Source organism: Nioella ostreopsis (assembly GCF_004000255.1).
GTDB classification, from domain to species: domain Bacteria; phylum Pseudomonadota; class Alphaproteobacteria; order Rhodobacterales; family Rhodobacteraceae; genus Nioella; species Nioella ostreopsis.
Map to the genome: position 1 here is coordinate 111,651 of NZ_RCIQ01000013.1, position 16,547 is coordinate 128,197.

Genomic DNA, 16,547 nt, shown 5'->3' on the forward strand with positions numbered 1-16,547 from the left:
TGTCAAACCCATGAGATAGGGACGTGCCAACCGTAACTCCCAGCCTTGGAGGCCCTTATGGAGATTCGCGAGGCGCTTACCTTCGACGACGTCCTGCTTGTGCCCGGCGCATCCTCGGTCCTGCCGAGCACTGCCGATACGCGCACATGGGTGACGCAAACCATCAAGATGAACATCCCGCTTCTGTCCTCTGCCATGGACACGGTGACCGAGAGCCGCATGGCGATTGCCATGGCACAGGCGGGCGGCATGGGGGTGATCCACAAGAACCTGAATGTCGAGGAACAGGCCCGCGAAGTGCGGCGGGTCAAGCGCTTTGAAAGTGGGATCGTCTACAACCCGGTAACGCTGCGGGTGGATCAGACGCTGGCCGATGCCAAGGCATTGATCGAACGTTATAATTTCACGGGCTTCCCGGTGGTCGATGCAGAGGGCCGCGTGGTGGGCATCCTGACCAACCGCGACATGCGATTTGCGTCGTCGGACGATACGCCGGTGCATGTGATGATGACCTCGAACGATCTTGCCATGCTGGCGGAGCCGGCCGATCTGGAAGAGGCCAAGAGCCTGATGCGGGCGCGGCGGATCGAGAAGCTGCTGGTCCATGACGGGCAGGGCAAGCTGACCGGGCTTTTGACGCTGAAGGACACCGAACAGGCGGTTCTGAACCCCACGGCCTGCAAGGACGAGCTTGGGCGCCTCAGGGTCGCGGCGGCGACATCGGTAGGCGATTCCGGCTTTGAGCGGACCGAGGCACTGGTGGATTCCGGTGTCGACATCGTCGTGGTCGATACCGCGCATGGCCATTCCGAGGGCGTGATCGAGGCGGTGAGACGCGCCAAGCGGCTGTCGAACACCGTGCAGGTCATCGCAGGCAACGTGGCAACAGGCGAGGCCACGCGGGCCCTGATCGACGCGGGCGCGGATGCGGTGAAGGTCGGGATTGGTCCGGGTTCGATCTGTACCACGCGGATCGTGGCGGGCGTCGGCGTGCCGCAACTGACCGCGATCATGGATTGTGCCCAGGCCGCGGCCGAGACCGGAACCCCGATCATTGCCGATGGTGGAATCAAATATTCCGGCGATTTCGCCAAGGCCATCGCGGCGGGCGCCAATTGCGCCATGGTCGGCAGCATGATCGCGGGCACCGATGAAAGCCCCGGTGAGGTCATTCTCTACCAGGGCCGCTCGTTCAAATCCTATCGCGGCATGGGCTCGCTCGGTGCCATGGCGCGGGGCTCTGCTGATCGCTATTTCCAGAAGGACGCGGCCAGCGACAAGCTGGTGCCCGAGGGGATCGAGGGGCAGGTGCCTTACAAGGGATCCGCCAGCGCTGTCGTGCATCAGTTGGTGGGCGGCCTGCGCGCGGCCATGGGCTATACCGGATCTGCCACGGTGGACGAGATGCGGGGGGGCTGCAACTTCGTGCGGATCACTGGCGCTGGGCTGAAGGAAAGCCATGTGCATGACGTTCAGATCACACGCGAAAGCCCAAATTATCGTTTTGGATGATGATCTTGCGTGCTGATCTTAAGGTGGTTTCGTGACCCCCGCCGCGCGGGTTGCCGCCGCGATAGAGGTGCTGGATCGCTGGCTGGACGGAGTGCCCGCGGAAAAGGCCCTGACCGGATGGGCGCGCGGGGCGCGCTATGCCGGGTCCAAGGATCGGGCGGCCGTTCGCGACCATGTCTATGATGTCTTGCGCCGCAAGGGCGCGTGCGAGGCGCTCGGCGGCGCGGATGGGCGCGGGCTCATGCTGGGGCTGTTGCGGGTGCAGGGCGTGGACCCCGCAACCGTTTTCACCGGCGAGGGGCATGCCCCGGTCCCGCTGAGTGACGCTGAACGGCAGGCCCCGGATGCGTCCCCCGATATCTGGCGCGATGTTCCTGACTGGTTGCATCAGCCCCTGCGGGAAAGCCTTGGCGCAGGGGCTTCGGATATTGTGGGCGCCATGCAGACACGCGCGCCGCTTTACCTGCGGGTCAATGCCCGGAAGGCTTCGGTTAACCAAGCTCAGGAACTCCTTCTAGAAGACGGAGTCAAAACGGAAACCTGTCAGGCTGAAATGGCTTTAAAAGTCACGGAAGGCGATCGTCGCTTACGGCAATCCTCAGCCTATCTGGACGGGTTGGTCGAGATCCAGGACCTCTCGGTTCAGCTGGCTTGCGCGGCGGTGGACTGGCCGCAAAGGGGCAAGATTCTGGACTATTGCGCCGGGGGCGGTGGCAAGGCGCTGGCCATCGCGGCGGTGTCAGATGCGACGGTGTTCGTGCACGATGCCATCGCCGCTCGCATGTCGGATATTCCCGCACGTGCAAGCCGTGCCGGGGTGACGCTTGCCGAGGCAATGAAGCCATCCGTGCATGCGCCTTATGATCTGGTACTGTGCGACGTGCCCTGTTCGGGGTCCGGTACATGGCGGCGGGACCCGGAGGCCAAGTGGCGGCTGACCCCTGGGCGCCTGTCGGAGCTTGGGCAGATCCAGCGCCATATTGTCGAGCAGGCACAGACACTTGTGCAGCCCGGCGGGCGTCTGGTCTACATGACCTGTTCGCTGCTGGATGCCGAGAATGGGGCGGTGGTGGATTCCGTGGTGTCGGCGCCGGAATGGGATTTGCTGACCTCTGCCCGGTTCCTGCCCCCCGAGGCCTCCGACGGGTTTTTTCTGGCCGTGATGCGCCGCAGCGGCAACGGCTGAAACCGCGCAGATTTTAATCCGAAATTAACACATCTCTGTCCTGATGGTCCTGGAATGGAAGCTGGAGGATCAGGGTGGCGGAACAGTCGGTCGTGTCTCGCAGGCGAAACCTGTTGCCAAGGGGCGGGGCCTCCTGGGCATTGATCCTGCTGGCCCTGGCCTGTTTGCCGGTGGCCTATCTTGCGGAGTCTGTCCTGGCGCGCGTTGCAGGGCTTGCTGCTGCGGCGTCGATCACGGCGACGGCATTCTTGCTCACCCTCGGGCAATTCCGCCGCGCGCGCGCCGATGAAACGGCCACGCGCAATGCCATCTCGGTGGCCGCAGAAGACCCCGTTCCGGTGTTCTGTACCGATTCTCACGGCGCCATCCTGTTTCAGAACCCCGCCGCCTGCGACCGGTTCGGCCCGCGCGACGGACAGCCCATGTCGCGCGCCCTTGCCGGGCTGGTGCCCAATGCCTCGGCTGTGGCGTTTCGGCAGGAAACCGCCCTGATGCGCGACCGGTCGTGCCGCGAAACCGTGGTGACGCGGCGCGGCGCGGTGCAGGTGACCGCGTTTCGCGTGGGCACCGGAACGCTCTGGCGTCTGGAAGAGATCGTGGACCAGACGCATCGCCATCCCGGCGGCACCAGCCTGCCGATGATGGTGGTTAGTCGCAGCGACACGATCCTGTCGATGAACGAAGCGATGCGCGAGACGCTCGGCGACCGGAAAAAGGCACTCTCGGAGGTCTTCGAATGCCTTCCGGTCAAGACCGGTCAACGGGTACGCCTGCGTGGGGCGGAGGATTGGATCGAGGTTCTGGTGATCGACCTGCAGGCCGGGGATGGACGGCGCGAGATCTATGTGCTGCCGGTGGATCTGCTGCCGCTGGAAGACAGCGTTGCTGCGCGGGCCTTCGGCGCGCTTCCTGTGGCGCTGGTCCATATTGCCGGGGACGGGCGCATTCTGGCCGCCAACCCCCGTGCGCAATCGCTGATGGCCTGTCACCCCGACGGCACGACGACCCTCGCCGATGTGGTCGAGGGGCTCGGGCGGCCCATCCACGACTGGCTGACCGACATGCTGGAGGAACGCATTCCCTCGCGGCCCGAAATGGTGCGGGCGAAGATGCGGGAAGATGACTGCTTCGTGCAGATCACCCTTGGCCGCATTGCCGGAGAAGGCGAGGCGACGCTCTTGGGTGTTCTGCACGATGCGACGGCGCTCAAATCCATGGAACAGCAATTCGTGCAAAGCCAGAAGATGCAGGCCGTGGGCGAGTTGGCGGGTGGCGTTGCCCATGATTTCAATAACTTGCTGACCGCGATCACCGGTCATTGCGATCTGCTCATGCTGCGCCACGACCAGGGAGACCCCGACTACGCGGATCTTGCCCAGATCAACCAGAATGCCAACCGCGCCGCCAGCCTTGTTGGCCAGTTGCTGGCCTTCTCGCGCAAGCAGACGATGCGGCCAGAGGTGCTGGACCTGCGCGAAACCATGCCCGATCTGACCCATTTGCTGAACAGGCTGGTGGGGGAGAAGGTCAAGCTGGACCTGACCCACGACCCGAATCTCCTGCCGATCCGCGCGGATCGCCGGCAGCTGGATCAGGTCATCATGAACCTCGTCGTGAATGCGCGCGATGCCATGCCGGATGGCGGAACGATCCGCGTCGAAACACGCGTCACCAACCTGCAAGACGCGCTGCGCCGCGACCGGGCAGAGGTGGCACTCGGCCAATATGTGACCATCCATGTACGCGATGAGGGCACTGGCATTCCGCCTGATCAGATCGCCCGCATTTTTGAGCCCTTTTTCACCACCAAGCGCGCGGGAGAGGGGACCGGGCTGGGGCTTTCGATGGTCTATGGCATCGTCAAGCAGTCTGGTGGCTACGTGTTTGTCGACAGCACGGTGGGAGAAGGCTCTGATTTCGTGATCTATTTCCCCGTACATGTGCGAAGCGAGCCTGTCGCCCCAGATGGCGAAGAGACCCGAGAGCTCTCCGCCCGGCTCGCGGATCTGCCGCGTGATGCAGTGGTACTGCTGGTCGAGGACGAGGCCTCCGTCCGGGCCTTCGCCTCGCGGGCGCTACGGATGCGGGGATTCACCGTGATTGAAGCCGAAAACGCAGAGGAAGCTTTGGAGACGCTCGCGGATAGCAGCCTCGATGTGGATGTCTTCGTCACCGATGTGATCATGCCGGGCATGGACGGCCCGACCTGGGTGCGCGAGGCGCTGAAGGACCGGCCCGACGTCAAGGTCGTCTTCGTGTCAGGCTATGCCGAGGATGCGGTGGAACAAACCGAGGCGAAGGTCCCCAATTCGGTCTTTCTGGCCAAACCCTTCACCTTGTCGGACCTGACCTCGACGGTGCAGCGGCAGCTACACTAGTCCTGCCCGGCAAGACTGTCCCACAAGGCAAACTCCGCCGCGGCTTCGCGCATCAGGCGGTTCCGCATTGCGTCCGAGAGCTCAACAGGCCCCTTTGGGGACACGTTGGCGCGCGAAATGTCGAGCGACGTGTCCAGCCGGTCTTCCATGAACCGCACCAGACTCGGGATGCGATCATATCGGTAGAGCCGATCCACGGCCAGTTTGCCCTGATCGTCGGTGAGAAAATTGGCCTGCGACCCGACCTCGGCATAGGCGGGTTTGTCGTCGCGCAACCAGGCCTCGACGAATGCGTCGAAGCTGAGCCCGGCGGTGGAGTTCGGTTTGCCGTCCAGTTGCGGGCGAGACCGATACCTGTACCAGCTTCCAAGCCAGTCCACTGGCTCTCGCATCACCGCCACCAGGTCCATCGGGCGCTTGCCGCGCTGTTCGAAAAAGTTCGACAGGCGGTTCCTGTATCCCTGCGCCGAGACATGTTTCTGCCCCGGCGGATCGAGAATCGCCGCGCTGGCGTGAGGCAGAAGCGCCTGTTCCAGCGCCGTGGTGCCCGTCTTGGGCACAGCCAGAAGAACGATTCTCTGCTTCCAGAACACCAGCATCCGTTTGAAACTCCACTTACTTCGTCACTTTAAACCCTTTCTTAATCCTTTACGGAAAAACTGGGGACGACAAGATTTTACTTGAAATGTTCGCGTTTTGATCTCAGAACGGGTTGAGAACAAGAGGCGAACATGAGCATCATTGCCGCGGAGCTAGCGGTATGGAATAAGGAGCCGAACAACATGGCAATGGCAAACCTTCTCGACATGACCGATCGTAAATCCGCAGACAAGCAGAAGGCGCTCGACAGTGCGCTCGCCCAGATCGAACGTCAGTTCGGCAAGGGCTCCATCATGAAGCTCGGCGCCGACAATCCGGTGGCCGAGATCGAAGCGACATCCACCGGCTCTCTCGGGCTCGACATTGCGCTCGGCATCGGCGGTCTGCCGAAGGGCCGTGTCGTGGAAATCTACGGGCCCGAAAGCTCCGGCAAGACCACGCTGACTCTGCATTGCATCGCGGAAGAGCAGAAAAAGGGCGGCGTTTGCGCCTTTGTTGACGCGGAGCATGCGCTTGACCCGCTTTATGCGAAAAAGCTGGGCGTCGATCTGGACGAACTGCTGATTTCGCAGCCCGACACCGGCGAACAGGCGCTGGAGATCGTGGATACACTGGTGCGCTCGGGTGCCGTGACCATGATCGTGGTCGACTCGGTCGCCGCCCTGACCCCGAAATCGGAACTGGAAGGCGACATGGGCGACAGCTCGGTCGGCGTGCATGCCCGCCTCATGAGCCAGGCGATGCGCAAGCTGACCGGCTCGATCAGCCGCACAAGATGCACGGTGGTGTTCATCAACCAGATCCGCATGAAGATCGGCGTCATGTTCGGCAGCCCGGAAACCACAACCGGCGGCAATGCGCTGAAATTCTACAGCTCCGTCCGTCTGGATATTCGCCGCATCGGGTCCATCAAGGACCGCGACGAGGTGGTGGGTAACGCCACCCGCGTCAAGGTTGTGAAGAACAAGGTCGCGCCGCCCTTCAAGCAGGTCGAGTTTGACATCATGTATGGCGAAGGCATCTCCAAGACCGGCGAATTGCTGGATCTGGGCGTGAAGGCCGGCGTGGTGGAGAAATCCGGCAGCTGGTATTCCTACGGGGATGAGCGGATCGGGCAAGGGCGAGTGAACGCCAAGGCCTTCCTGAAGGAAAACACTTCGGTCGCAATGTCCATCGAGGACAAGATCCGTGCCGCCCATGGGCTGGATTTCCACATTACCGACGATGACGAGGACATGGTCGAGGAGTGATCCTCCGGCAGAAGAATGACAGGGGCGGCCCGGCAGGAGCCGCCCTTTTTCATGGGTGCCCTGCGCCCGGGACCGCTTTGCCCTGTGGACAGCGCCGCAGGTGGGGTTTACATGCCGTAAGACCTGCCAAAACGCCTGCCGAGAAGGGGCCCTGCCACGATGGCCAGCCTGAACGACATCCGCTCCACCTTCCTCAATTACTTCGCCCGCAATGGCCATGAGATCGTCGACAGCTCACCTTTGGTGCCGCGCAACGATCCGACGCTCATGTTCACCAATTCGGGCATGGTCCAGTTCAAGAACCTCTTCACCGGGGTCGAACATCGCGACTACAACCGCGCGACGACATCGCAGAAATGCGTGCGGGCTGGTGGCAAGCACAATGACCTCGACAATGTGGGCTACACCGCGCGCCATCACACGTTTTTTGAGATGCTGGGGAATTTCAGCTTTGGGGATTATTTCAAGGACGAGGCGATTAATTTCGCTTGGGAACTGATCACCCGCGATTTCGGCATCCCGAAGGACAAGCTTTATACCACGGTTTACCATACCGATGACGAGGCGTTCGAGATCTGGAAGAAGGTGGGCGTGCCCGAGGATCGAATCATCCGCATCGCCACCTCCGACAATTTCTGGCAGATGGGCCCGACCGGCCCCTGCGGTCCCTGCACCGAGATCTTCTATGATCACGGCGATCATATCTGGGGCGGCCCTCCGGGAAGCCCCGAGGAGGATGGCGACCGCTTCATCGAGATCTGGAACATCGTTTTCATGCAGAACGAGCAGTTCGAGGATGGCTCGATGCGGGCGCTCGACATGCAGTCGATTGACACCGGCATGGGGCTGGAACGGATCGGCGCGCTGTTGCAGGGCAGCCATGACAACTATGACACGGACCTGTTCAAGGCGCTGATCGAAGCCTCGGCCCATGCCACCGGCGTCGATCCCTATGGCGACCGGAACGTGCATCACCGGGTCATTGCGGACCACCTCCGGTCGACCTCTTTCCTGATTGCCGATGGCGTGATGCCGTCGAACGAGGGGCGCGGCTACGTTCTGCGTCGGATCATGCGCCGCGCCATGCGTCATGCGCATCTTCTTGGCGCAGCCGATCCGCTGATGCACCGGCTGGTGCCGTCGCTGGTCAGCCAGATGGGCCAGCATTACCCGGAACTGACCCGCGCGCAGGCCCTGATCGAGGAAACCCTGAAGCTGGAGGAAACCCGCTTCCGCCAGACTCTGGATCGCGGCCTGAAGCTGCTGGACGAGGAACTGACCGATCTGCCCGACGGGGCGGAGCTGCCGGGCCGCACTGCCTTCAAGCTCTATGACACCTATGGCTTTCCGCTCGACCTGACACAGGATGCACTGCGTGAAAAGGGCCGCGCGGTCGATACTGCGGGCTTCGACGAGGCGATGGAAGAACAGAAGGCCAAGGCTCGTGCCGCGTGGTCGGGCTCGGGCGAGGCGGCGGACAATGCCGTCTGGTTCGACATTGCCGACGGCAAGGGCGCGACGGATTTCCTGGGCTATGACACGGAAAAGGCCGAAGGCCAGGTCATCGCGCTGATCGTCGATGGCGCCCGAGTCGAGGGGATTGCCGAGGGCGGAGACGGCTGGGTCGTGGTGAACCAGACCCCGTTCTACGGCGAATCCGGCGGTCAGGTCGGGGATACCGGCGTGATCCGGCGCCTGGAAGACCGTGACGAGGTGGCGCTGGTCGAAGACACCCGCAAATTCGCGGATGGTAAGATTACGGCCCACAAGGTCGTGATGGAGCGCGGCGAGATGAAACTGGGCGACCCGGTGGAGCTGGAGGTGGACCACACCCGCCGCAGCACGATCAGGGCCAATCACTCTGCCACGCACCTGCTGCACGAGGCGCTGCGCCGGGCGCTTGGCGATCATGTGGCACAGCGCGGGTCGCTGAATGCGCCTGACCGGCTGCGCTTCGATTTCAGCCATTCCAAGGGGCTGACGCTGGAGGAACTCAAGCAGGTCGAGGAGGAGGTGAACGCCTTCATCCGCCAGAATACCACCGTCGAGACCCGGATCATGACGCCGGATGACGCACGCGGCCTTGGGGCGCAGGCGCTGTTTGGCGAGAAATACGGCGACGAGGTGCGCGTGGTGTCCATGGGCAAGCTGGCCGGGTCCGGCAAGGGCATGGATGGCGAGACCTATTCGCTGGAACTCTGCGGTGGCACCCATGTGCGCCAGACCGGTGATATCGGTGTGTTCGTGGCGCTCGGCGACAGTGCCTCCAGCGCCGGGGTGCGCCGGATCGAGGCGCTGACGGGGGCTGCGGCCTTCGACTACCTGTCGGCGCAGGATCATCGGCTGGCCGCAGTCGCGGGCCTGTTGAAAGCACAGCCCGGCGACGTGGCCGAGCGGGTGCAGGCCCTGATGGCCGAACGCCGGTCGCTGGAAAACGAGGTGGCGCAGCTGCGCAAGCAACTGGCGATGGCCGGTGGCGGCGGCGGTGCGGCCCCGGCAGATCGTGATGTGAACGGCATCACCTTCCTGGCGCAGGTGTTGGAAGGGGTGACCGGCAAGGATCTGCCGGGCCTGATTGACGAACACAAGGCGCGGATGGGTGAAGGCTCTGCCGTGCTCCTGATGGCCGATGCGGGCGGCAAGGTGGCCGTGGCAGCCGGGGTCAGCGATGACCTGACGGGCCGGGTGTCTGCCGTCGATCTGCTGAAGGCGGCGGTCGTGGAACTGGGCGGCAAGGGCGGCGGTGGCCGGCCCGACATGGCCCAGGGCGGCGGCAAGGATATCGGTGGGGCCGAGGCGGCCATCGCGGCGGCAGAAACAGTTTTGAAGGGAGTTTGAGCCATGCCATCTGCACTCTGGATTGCCCATGTGACGGTGACCGACGAAGCGGCCTATTCGAAATATGCGGCGATCGCGACGGAGGCGATTGCCGAACATGGTGGTGTCTTTCTGGCCCGTGGCGGGCGCTACATCCAGAAGGAAGGCCGGGACCATCCCCGCAATGTTGTGGCCCGGTTCCCGTCGCTCGACGCGGCCAATGCGTGCTATGAATCGGCGCGCTATCAGGAGGCGCTGAGCCATGCGCGCGGGGCGTCCGAGCGTGACCTGGTGATCGTCGAAGAGTACGAATAGGGCGATTTTGCCACCCCCGCGGCATCGAGCGGTGGGCGGCCCTCGTCGGGCCGCGTTGCCACGGACGGGTTGCAGGACCGCCGCGTATTTCGGGCGTGGTGATCGCATCCGGGCTGCGAAATGCTTCTCTTGGCCGGGGAATCGGCGCAAAAAGACATCAGATCTGCCGGAGAGCGCCGCATGTGCCGTTGGGCCGCCTACATCGGGGAACCGATCTTTCTGGACGAGGTGGTCAGCCGCCCCGGCCATTCGCTGATCCACCAAAGTCAGAACGCCACCGAGGCCAAGACTGTCACCAATGGCGACGGGTTTGGCCTTGCCTGGTATGACCGAAGGCCGGAACCGGGGCTCTACCGCGATGTCTATCCGGCCTGGTCAGACCCGAACCTGAGGTCGCTTGCGGAACAGGTGCGCTCTGGCCTGTTCCTGGCCCATGTGCGGGCCTCGACCGGGTCAGCGATCAGCCGCAACAACTGTCATCCCTTTGTCGTCGGGCGCTGGAGCTTCATGCATAACGGGCAGGTCGGCGGGTTTGAGCATTTCCGCAAACATGCCGACATGATGGTGCCCGATGCGCTTTATGCCTATCGCAAGGGCGCGACGGATAGCGAGGTGCTGTTCCTGCTGGCATTGGCCGAGGGGTTGGAGACGGACCCTGCAGGGGCGCTGGCGCGGGCGGCGGGCAAGTTGGCGGGATTGTCTAAAACCCATGGTACTGCCCCGCATCTGCGCCTGTCGGCGGCGTTCAGCGATGGCACAGCGCTTTGGGCTGCGCGTGGGTCCTGGGACAGCATTTCGCCCACGGTCTATTACCGTTGGTCGGACACGCGCATGGGGTGGGCCGTGGTGTCGGAACCGCTGGAAATGGGCGAGGCGGACTGGACACCGCTGGCCCGCGGCAAGATCGCCCGGTTTGAAGGCGACCGGGTAGCGCTTTACGACCTGCCGCTCTGATCCTCGTGCGGATCTTCGGGCGCGGGCATCTCGGGCCTTGCCTGCCGGAAATAGCCCGCAATCAGCGACAGCCGCATCGACAGGCTGTCCTTCTGGTCATGCAACTGGCGCACGGTCATCCGGCGGCGGCGCACCACCGCACGGGCGACGCGGAAATCCCACCGGCGTTTCTGTTCCAGGTAGCTTTCGGGCAGGCGGCGGCGGACCCATGTCCACGCCCATCCCAGTTGCAGAAAGGCGATCAGCTTGAAGAGCCATTTCGCCAGCGTCGTCCACAGCATCCGCCAGAGCGCGCCGACGCCCGCGGCGATCATGAAGGGCAGCTTGACCGAAAAGAGCACGACCCAAAGCCCGATGGAACTGACCGACAGCGCCAGCGTGGCGAAGATCACAATGAGCGCGGCGACCAGCTGTTCATACCATTCCAACCCACGATACCAGTTCATCATGCGGGCATAGCGCTCGGCCGCCGCCGCCTTGAACCGCTTAAACAGCGCGTCGAGCCGGTTGCGCAGAGCCGAGCCCATGATCATCGGCAGGACCGTGGTCATGACCCATTTCTTGATCAGCTCGATACGGAAGAAGAGCGCGGCCTGCGTCTTCAGCCAGATCAGCACGGCGGGCAGCTCGATCGACACGATCTTCTGCCCGATCACCTTGAGTTGCAGGAAGATCAGCCCGAGCGCGATCAGCACCTCGTCGCCAAGCCACAGGGTCAGCAGGACCGATAGGGCCACGACAAGGACAAGCAGGAACAGGGCGCGCCAGAACATGAGGGCAGTGTAGCAATTGGTGCCGTGGTGACTACGGCTGATCGGGCCCGGATCCCGCCTTTCGACGCGCCAGAAGCCGCAGCAGGACAAAGCTGATCGCGGGCAGAAGCAAGAGCAGCGACAGGACGATCACGAAGATGAACGCGCGCTCGGTGTCCCAGCAATCGGCCACGTTGTAGCCGGGGTTCGCGGCGCGACCCCCGGCGCAGTTTGCCTGCCAGTCGATCTGAAGCCGCACCGCCAGATAGGCTGGAAACAGCGCCAGAATGGCAGGCAACCAGATAAAGACGATCTGCAGAAGTCCGATCACCCGGCCAGCGCCTTGTTCAGGTTCTCGTCGATCTTCTCAAGGAAGCTCATCGTCGTGTGCCAACCCTGATCTGGGCCGACCAGCAACGCGAGGTCCTTGGTCATGTGGCCCGCTTCCACCGTGTCGATGATGACCTGTTCCAGCGTCTCGGCGAAGGTCCGAAGGGGTGCGTTGTCGTCGAGCTTGGCGCGGTGCTTGAGCGCCCCGGTCCAGGCGAAGATCGACGCGATGGAGTTGGTAGAGGTCTGCTGCCCGGCCTGATGCTGCCGATAGTGGCGGGTGACCGTGCCATGCGCGGCCTCGGCCTCCATGATCTTGCCGTCGGGCGTCAGGAGCTGAGAGCTCATCATCCCGAGGCTGCCGAAGCCCTGCGCTACGGTGTCGGACTGCACGTCGCCATCGTAGTTCTTGCAGGCCCAGACAAAGCCGCCGTTCCATTTCAGCGCACAGGCGACCATGTCGTCGATCAGGCGGTGCTGGTATTCGATGCCCGCCTCCTTGAATTGCGCCTCGAACTCCTCCTCGAAGATCTCCTGGAAAATGTCCTTGAAGCGCCCGTCATAGGCCTTGAGAATGGTATTCTTGGTGGACAGGTAGACCGGCCAGCCAAGGTTCAGACCATAGTTCAGCGAGGCGCGGGCGAAATCGCGGATCGAGTCATCAAGGTTGTACATCGCCATGGTGACACCGGCAGAGGGCGCGTCGAAGACCTCGCGTTCGATCACCTCGCCATCCTCGCCCTCGAATTTCAGCGTGATCTTGCCCTTGCCGGGAAAGCGGAAATCGGTGGCGCGGTACTGGTCGCCATAGGCGTGGCGGCCCACGACAATGGGCTGGGTCCAGCCGGGCACAAGACGGGGGACGTTTCGGCAGATGATCGGTTTGCGAAAGACGACGCCGCCCAGGATATTGCGGATGGTGCCGTTGGGGCTGCGATACATACGCTTGAGGCCGAATTCCTCCACCCGCTGTTCATCCGGTGTGATGGTGGCGCATTTGACGGCGCAGCCGACCTCCAGCGTCTTTTCTGCGGCGTCCACTGTCACCTGATCGTCCGTGCGGTCGCGTTCTTCAATGCCCAGATCGTAATAGAGCAGGTCGATATCCAGATAGGGCAGGATCAGTTTCTGCTTGATGAAATCCCACATGATGCGGGTCATTTCATCGCCATCCATTTCGACGATGGGATTGTCGACTTTGATCTTGGTCATCGGGAACCTCGGGTAAAATAGGATTCGGTTGGCTTTGGTTTAGCTGAAAAAAGTTCTGTATGCAAATGTATACCAAGTAGAGGGCTCGGCGGTTCTGGCCCTCAGCGGGTGATGAACTCACCCGTCAAGTTGACCGCGATGGTGCCAATATCGAGGTCTTCGCGCAACCCACAGGCCCGGATCATCCCGCGCGAGGCGGCGTTGTCGGCACGGGCCTGTTCCAACACGCGGCTCCAGCCGAACCGCGCGTGGCTTTCCAATAGAACTGCGGCGTTGATGAATTGGCCAAGCCCCATGCGCCGCCGATCCGCAGACACGGCGACGCCACCTGCAAAGGCGGCATCGCCAAAGCGACTTTCCGGGTGATAACGCTGAGAGGCGGCGGCGGTGGCGACCAGAGCGCCGGTGTCATCCCAAAGACAGCTGGTAAGATGGGGAAAAACCTCGCTTCGGATGTAGTAAACCGGGGCCGGGGCGACCTCGCAGGCGAGGCTTAGCGTGGCGATCTGGTCAATCTCGCTGTCCGTCGGGCAGTCCAGATGGGTCAGGGTCCAGCCGTCGGGCATGGCGAAGCGTTCAACAACCGCGCGGCAGGCGGGCAGCACGCTGTCGGCGTCCCCCAGAATGGCGAGCCAGACCGAGATATCGACCGCCTCGCCAAAATGATCCAAGAGCCGTTGCCGGGTCTCTGCGATCGGCACGGCGGTTACCGAGGCGAAGCCAAAAAGCCGGGCGTGCTCGGCCAGGGTGTCCATCCCAACGGCCTCCAGATCGAGAATATTGAGGATGCGACCGCCATTCGACAGGGCCGGGTTGGTCGCGATATCCTCATGCATCTCTCTCAGGTGTTTCTGGGCCGCTATCGTTTTCTCTGAACCGTAATAGTCCTGCATTGAATGCGCCCTAGCCTTGTCTCTGACACGCCAGCTTAGCCAGCAACGACGCGGCTTGGCTAGAGGGTCACGAATGGGAGGAAAACCACGCGGTCAGCTTCGGGCTCAGCCAGTCCCACAGCCCCGGCGCGCCCTTGGCGATTTTGTGGCCCACACGGCTGCGGATCTGATCCTCGGTCACATCGTATTCAGGCCAGCTGCCGCCCTCGGAATGCAGGTTCAGCACCGGCGGCTGGAACCGGTCGAGCGATTTGGCAAAGATGGCGTCGGGGCTTTCGGCGGCCTCGAATTCCTCCCACAGCGCGCGGAAACCCTGCGCCAGATCGTCAGGTAGCAGCCCGAAAATCCTGTCGGCGGCGGCCCGTTCCTGACGCGCCAGCGCCTCGGCATCGTAGGTTCCGTGGATTGGGGCATCGCCCGCGTCGATCTCCACCAGATCATGCAGGATCAACATGCGGATCACGCGGTCGATGCGGACGCCGTCCGGGGCCTGATCGGCCAGAGTCAGGGCAAAGAGAGCCAGATGCCAGCTATGCTCGGCACTGTTTTCGCGGCGGATACGCCCGGTGATCCAACTGGCCCGTTCGATCCGCTTCAGCCGGTCGGCTTCGACCAGAAAGGCCAGTTGTCGGTCGAGCCGGTCGTTCACTCCGCCGCCTTGGCCGCCTTGGCCTTGGCGATCCGTGCGTCCAGCCAGATACGCCCGCGCTTTTCGGCGCGGCGGATGCGGACAGACGTCATGAAGGCCTCTTGCAACGTCATGGAGGCGGCACCGATCGTGGTCGACAGCTGTTCGATCAGCCGGTCATCATCATAGTCTTCCTCGGCCTGAAGCGCGTCCAACGCCAGCTTGTCGGCCAATTCCGTGATGAAATCGCCGCCACCGGACATCAGCGTGTAGACTCCGTCAGGCGGCGCTTCACATAGGTCTGCACCGAGTCGATCATCGGATCCATGTAGGGATCTTCGAAGAAGTGACCCGCACCTTCCATCTCCTGATGGGTGATGGTGATGCCCTTTTGCTCATGCAGCTTGTCGACCAGGATGCGCGTGTCCTGCGGTTTGGCCACGCGGTCGGACGATCCGTTGATGATCAGACCCGAGGACGGGCAGGGGGCGAGGAAGCTGAAATCATACATATTGGCGGGCGGCGAGACCGAGATGAACCCGGTGATCTCTGGCCGGCGCATCAGAAGCTGCATGCCGATCCAGGCGCCGAAGCTGAAACCCGCGACCCAGCAATGCTTGGAGTTCTGGTTCATCGACTGCAGGTAGTCGAGCGCCGAGGCGGCGTCGGACAGCTCGCCAATGCCCTGATCGTACTCGCCCTGACTGCGGCCCACGCCCCGGAAGTTGAAGCGCAGAACGGTGAAGCCGATCTTGTGGAACGCGTAGTGCAGGTTATAGACTACGCGGTTGTTCATCGTGCCGCCGAATTGCGGATGCGGGTGCAGGATGATCGCGATCGGGGCGTCCTTGGCTTTCTGGGGGTGGTAGCGGCCTTCCAGTCGGCCCTCCGGTCCAGGAAAAATCACCTCGGGCATCGCGGCTCCTTCTACGTTTGCTCGTGGGGGTGCGCTCTTTGCGGCAGGGTTGTCATTGACGCCCCTGCGCGACGCTCCCTAAAATGTCTGATCGCCCCCGTCCGGCTTGAACAGGGGGGTGGATCGCAGTTAAGCCTCCTTGCGGGAAAGGTCAATGTTCATAGGCCTCTGAACGCATGGCCAGAAGGGAAAAACCGATGAAACTGAGCACCAAGGGACGCTACGCGATGGTTGCGCTGGCCGATCTGGCCCTTCAGGGGACCGAAGGGCTGACCTCGCTGGCGGAAATCTCGAAGCGCCAGGATATCTCGCTGCCCTATCTCGAACAGCTTTTTGTCAAGCTGCGCCGGGCCGGGCTGGTGGAGTCGGTGCGGGGGCCGGGCGGCGGGTATCGGCTGGCGCGGCCCGCCGCTGAGATCCGGGTGTCGGATGTTCTGGGGGCGGTCGATGAAACGGTGAGTGCGCTGCATACCGGGGCAGGGGCCTCGGGCGGGATGTCGGGCAGTCGCGCGCAGAGCATGACCAACAGGCTGTGGGAGGGGCTGAGCGCGCATGTCTACGTGTTCCTGCACCAGACGCGCCTGTCGGACGTGGTGCAGAACGATCTGACCCCGTGCCCTGCTGTGCCAAACCTGTTTCATGTGGTGGACGAGGACTGAGCCAGTCCGCTGTAGCGCAGTTGGCTGGGTCGGGACGCCTCCGGCGGGAGTATTTTGGCCAAGAAGAAGGGGCAGGGCGCGTTAAGGTTAACGGGGATGTGTTAAGGGCCTGGTAACTGGACCTTTCCGGTGGACCGGGGCAGAA

Annotated in this window: 16 protein-coding genes; 8 read left to right on the forward strand and 8 right to left on the reverse strand. The window is 62.9% G+C overall.

The window, feature by feature from the left end; genetic code table 11:
* Nucleotides 1-57: 57 nt before the first annotated feature.
* The 3 genes from guaB to EP237_RS14400 all read left to right on the forward strand — a co-directional run bounded on the left by guaB (nucleotide 58) and on the right by EP237_RS14400 (nucleotide 5,076).
* On the forward strand, nucleotides 58-1,512 hold the full coding sequence (gene guaB / locus EP237_RS14390; RefSeq protein ID WP_127561602.1) for an IMP dehydrogenase: 1,455 nt from the start codon (nucleotides 58-60) through the stop codon (nucleotides 1,510-1,512).
* Nucleotides 1,513-1,543: 31 nt separating this feature from the next.
* On the forward strand, nucleotides 1,544-2,698 hold the full coding sequence (locus tag EP237_RS14395) for an RsmB/NOP family class I SAM-dependent RNA methyltransferase (RefSeq protein WP_127561603.1): 1,155 nt from the start codon (nucleotides 1,544-1,546) through the stop codon (nucleotides 2,696-2,698).
* Nucleotides 2,699-2,772: 74 nt separating this feature from the next.
* Nucleotides 2,773-5,076: an ATP-binding protein gene (locus EP237_RS14400; RefSeq protein ID WP_240661646.1), complete on the forward strand. Its 2,304-nt coding sequence runs from the start codon at nucleotides 2,773-2,775 to the stop codon at nucleotides 5,074-5,076.
* Here the strand turns inward: EP237_RS14400 and EP237_RS14405 are convergent.
* Nucleotides 5,073-5,675 (reverse strand): gamma-glutamyl kinase, encoded by a 603-nt coding sequence (locus tag EP237_RS14405; RefSeq protein WP_127561604.1) that lies wholly within the window; start codon nucleotides 5,673-5,675, stop codon nucleotides 5,073-5,075. The genes EP237_RS14400 and EP237_RS14405 overlap by 4 nt on opposite strands.
* Nucleotides 5,676-5,858: 183 nt before the next feature.
* Here EP237_RS14405 and recA point away from each other — a divergent pair, with 183 nt between their 5' ends.
* The 4 genes from recA to EP237_RS14425 all read left to right on the forward strand — a co-directional run bounded on the left by recA (nucleotide 5,859) and on the right by EP237_RS14425 (nucleotide 11,012).
* Nucleotides 5,859-6,926, forward strand: coding sequence for a recombinase RecA (recA, locus tag EP237_RS14410; RefSeq protein WP_127561605.1), 1,068 nt, complete (start codon nucleotides 5,859-5,861; stop codon nucleotides 6,924-6,926).
* 159 nt (nucleotides 6,927-7,085) lie between these two features.
* On the forward strand, nucleotides 7,086-9,764 hold the full coding sequence (gene alaS, locus EP237_RS14415; RefSeq protein WP_127561606.1) for an alanine--tRNA ligase: 2,679 nt from the start codon (nucleotides 7,086-7,088) through the stop codon (nucleotides 9,762-9,764).
* A 3-nt stretch (nucleotides 9,765-9,767) separates the two neighbouring features.
* Nucleotides 9,768-10,058: a DUF1330 domain-containing protein gene (locus EP237_RS14420; protein ID WP_071690427.1), complete on the forward strand. Its 291-nt coding sequence runs from the start codon at nucleotides 9,768-9,770 to the stop codon at nucleotides 10,056-10,058.
* A gap of 180 nt (nucleotides 10,059-10,238) precedes the next feature.
* A complete protein-coding gene (locus EP237_RS14425) occupies nucleotides 10,239-11,012 on the forward strand; it encodes a class II glutamine amidotransferase (protein WP_127561607.1) in 774 nt (257 codons plus the stop codon).
* Here EP237_RS14425 and EP237_RS14430 read toward each other — a convergent pair.
* The 7 genes from EP237_RS14430 to EP237_RS14460 form a co-directional block, all read right to left on the reverse strand.
* On the reverse strand, nucleotides 10,994-11,785 hold the full coding sequence (locus EP237_RS14430) for a hypothetical protein (RefSeq protein ID WP_127561608.1): 792 nt from the start codon (nucleotides 11,783-11,785) through the stop codon (nucleotides 10,994-10,996). The genes EP237_RS14425 and EP237_RS14430 overlap by 19 nt on opposite strands.
* Nucleotides 11,786-11,816: 31 nt before the next feature.
* Nucleotides 11,817-12,095 (reverse strand): hypothetical protein, encoded by a 279-nt coding sequence (locus tag EP237_RS14435; RefSeq protein WP_127561609.1) that lies wholly within the window; start codon nucleotides 12,093-12,095, stop codon nucleotides 11,817-11,819.
* A complete protein-coding gene (locus EP237_RS14440; protein ID WP_127561610.1) occupies nucleotides 12,092-13,306 on the reverse strand; it encodes an NADP-dependent isocitrate dehydrogenase in 1,215 nt (404 codons plus the stop codon). The genes EP237_RS14435 and EP237_RS14440 overlap by 4 nt, the downstream gene beginning before the upstream one ends.
* Before the next feature lie 101 nt (nucleotides 13,307-13,407).
* On the reverse strand, nucleotides 13,408-14,199 hold the full coding sequence (locus tag EP237_RS14445) for a GNAT family N-acetyltransferase (protein WP_127561611.1): 792 nt from the start codon (nucleotides 14,197-14,199) through the stop codon (nucleotides 13,408-13,410).
* A 67-nt stretch (nucleotides 14,200-14,266) separates the two neighbouring features.
* Complete coding sequence (locus EP237_RS14450; protein ID WP_127561612.1) at nucleotides 14,267-14,848, reverse strand: HD domain-containing protein; 582 nt, start codon at nucleotides 14,846-14,848, stop codon at nucleotides 14,267-14,269.
* A complete protein-coding gene (locus EP237_RS14455) occupies nucleotides 14,845-15,090 on the reverse strand; it encodes a hypothetical protein (RefSeq protein ID WP_127561613.1) in 246 nt (81 codons plus the stop codon). Before EP237_RS14455 ends, EP237_RS14450 begins: the two co-directional genes overlap by 4 nt.
* Nucleotides 15,090-15,743, reverse strand: a complete 654-nt coding sequence (locus tag EP237_RS14460) for an alpha/beta hydrolase (protein ID WP_127561614.1) — start codon at nucleotides 15,741-15,743, stop codon at nucleotides 15,090-15,092. The genes EP237_RS14455 and EP237_RS14460 overlap by 1 nt, the downstream gene beginning before the upstream one ends.
* A gap of 197 nt (nucleotides 15,744-15,940) precedes the next feature.
* Here EP237_RS14460 and iscR point away from each other — a divergent pair, with 197 nt between their 5' ends.
* On the forward strand, nucleotides 15,941-16,402 hold the full coding sequence (gene iscR, locus EP237_RS14465; RefSeq protein ID WP_071690438.1) for a Fe-S cluster assembly transcriptional regulator IscR: 462 nt from the start codon (nucleotides 15,941-15,943) through the stop codon (nucleotides 16,400-16,402).
* The last annotated feature ends 145 nt before the right edge of the window (nucleotides 16,403-16,547 follow it).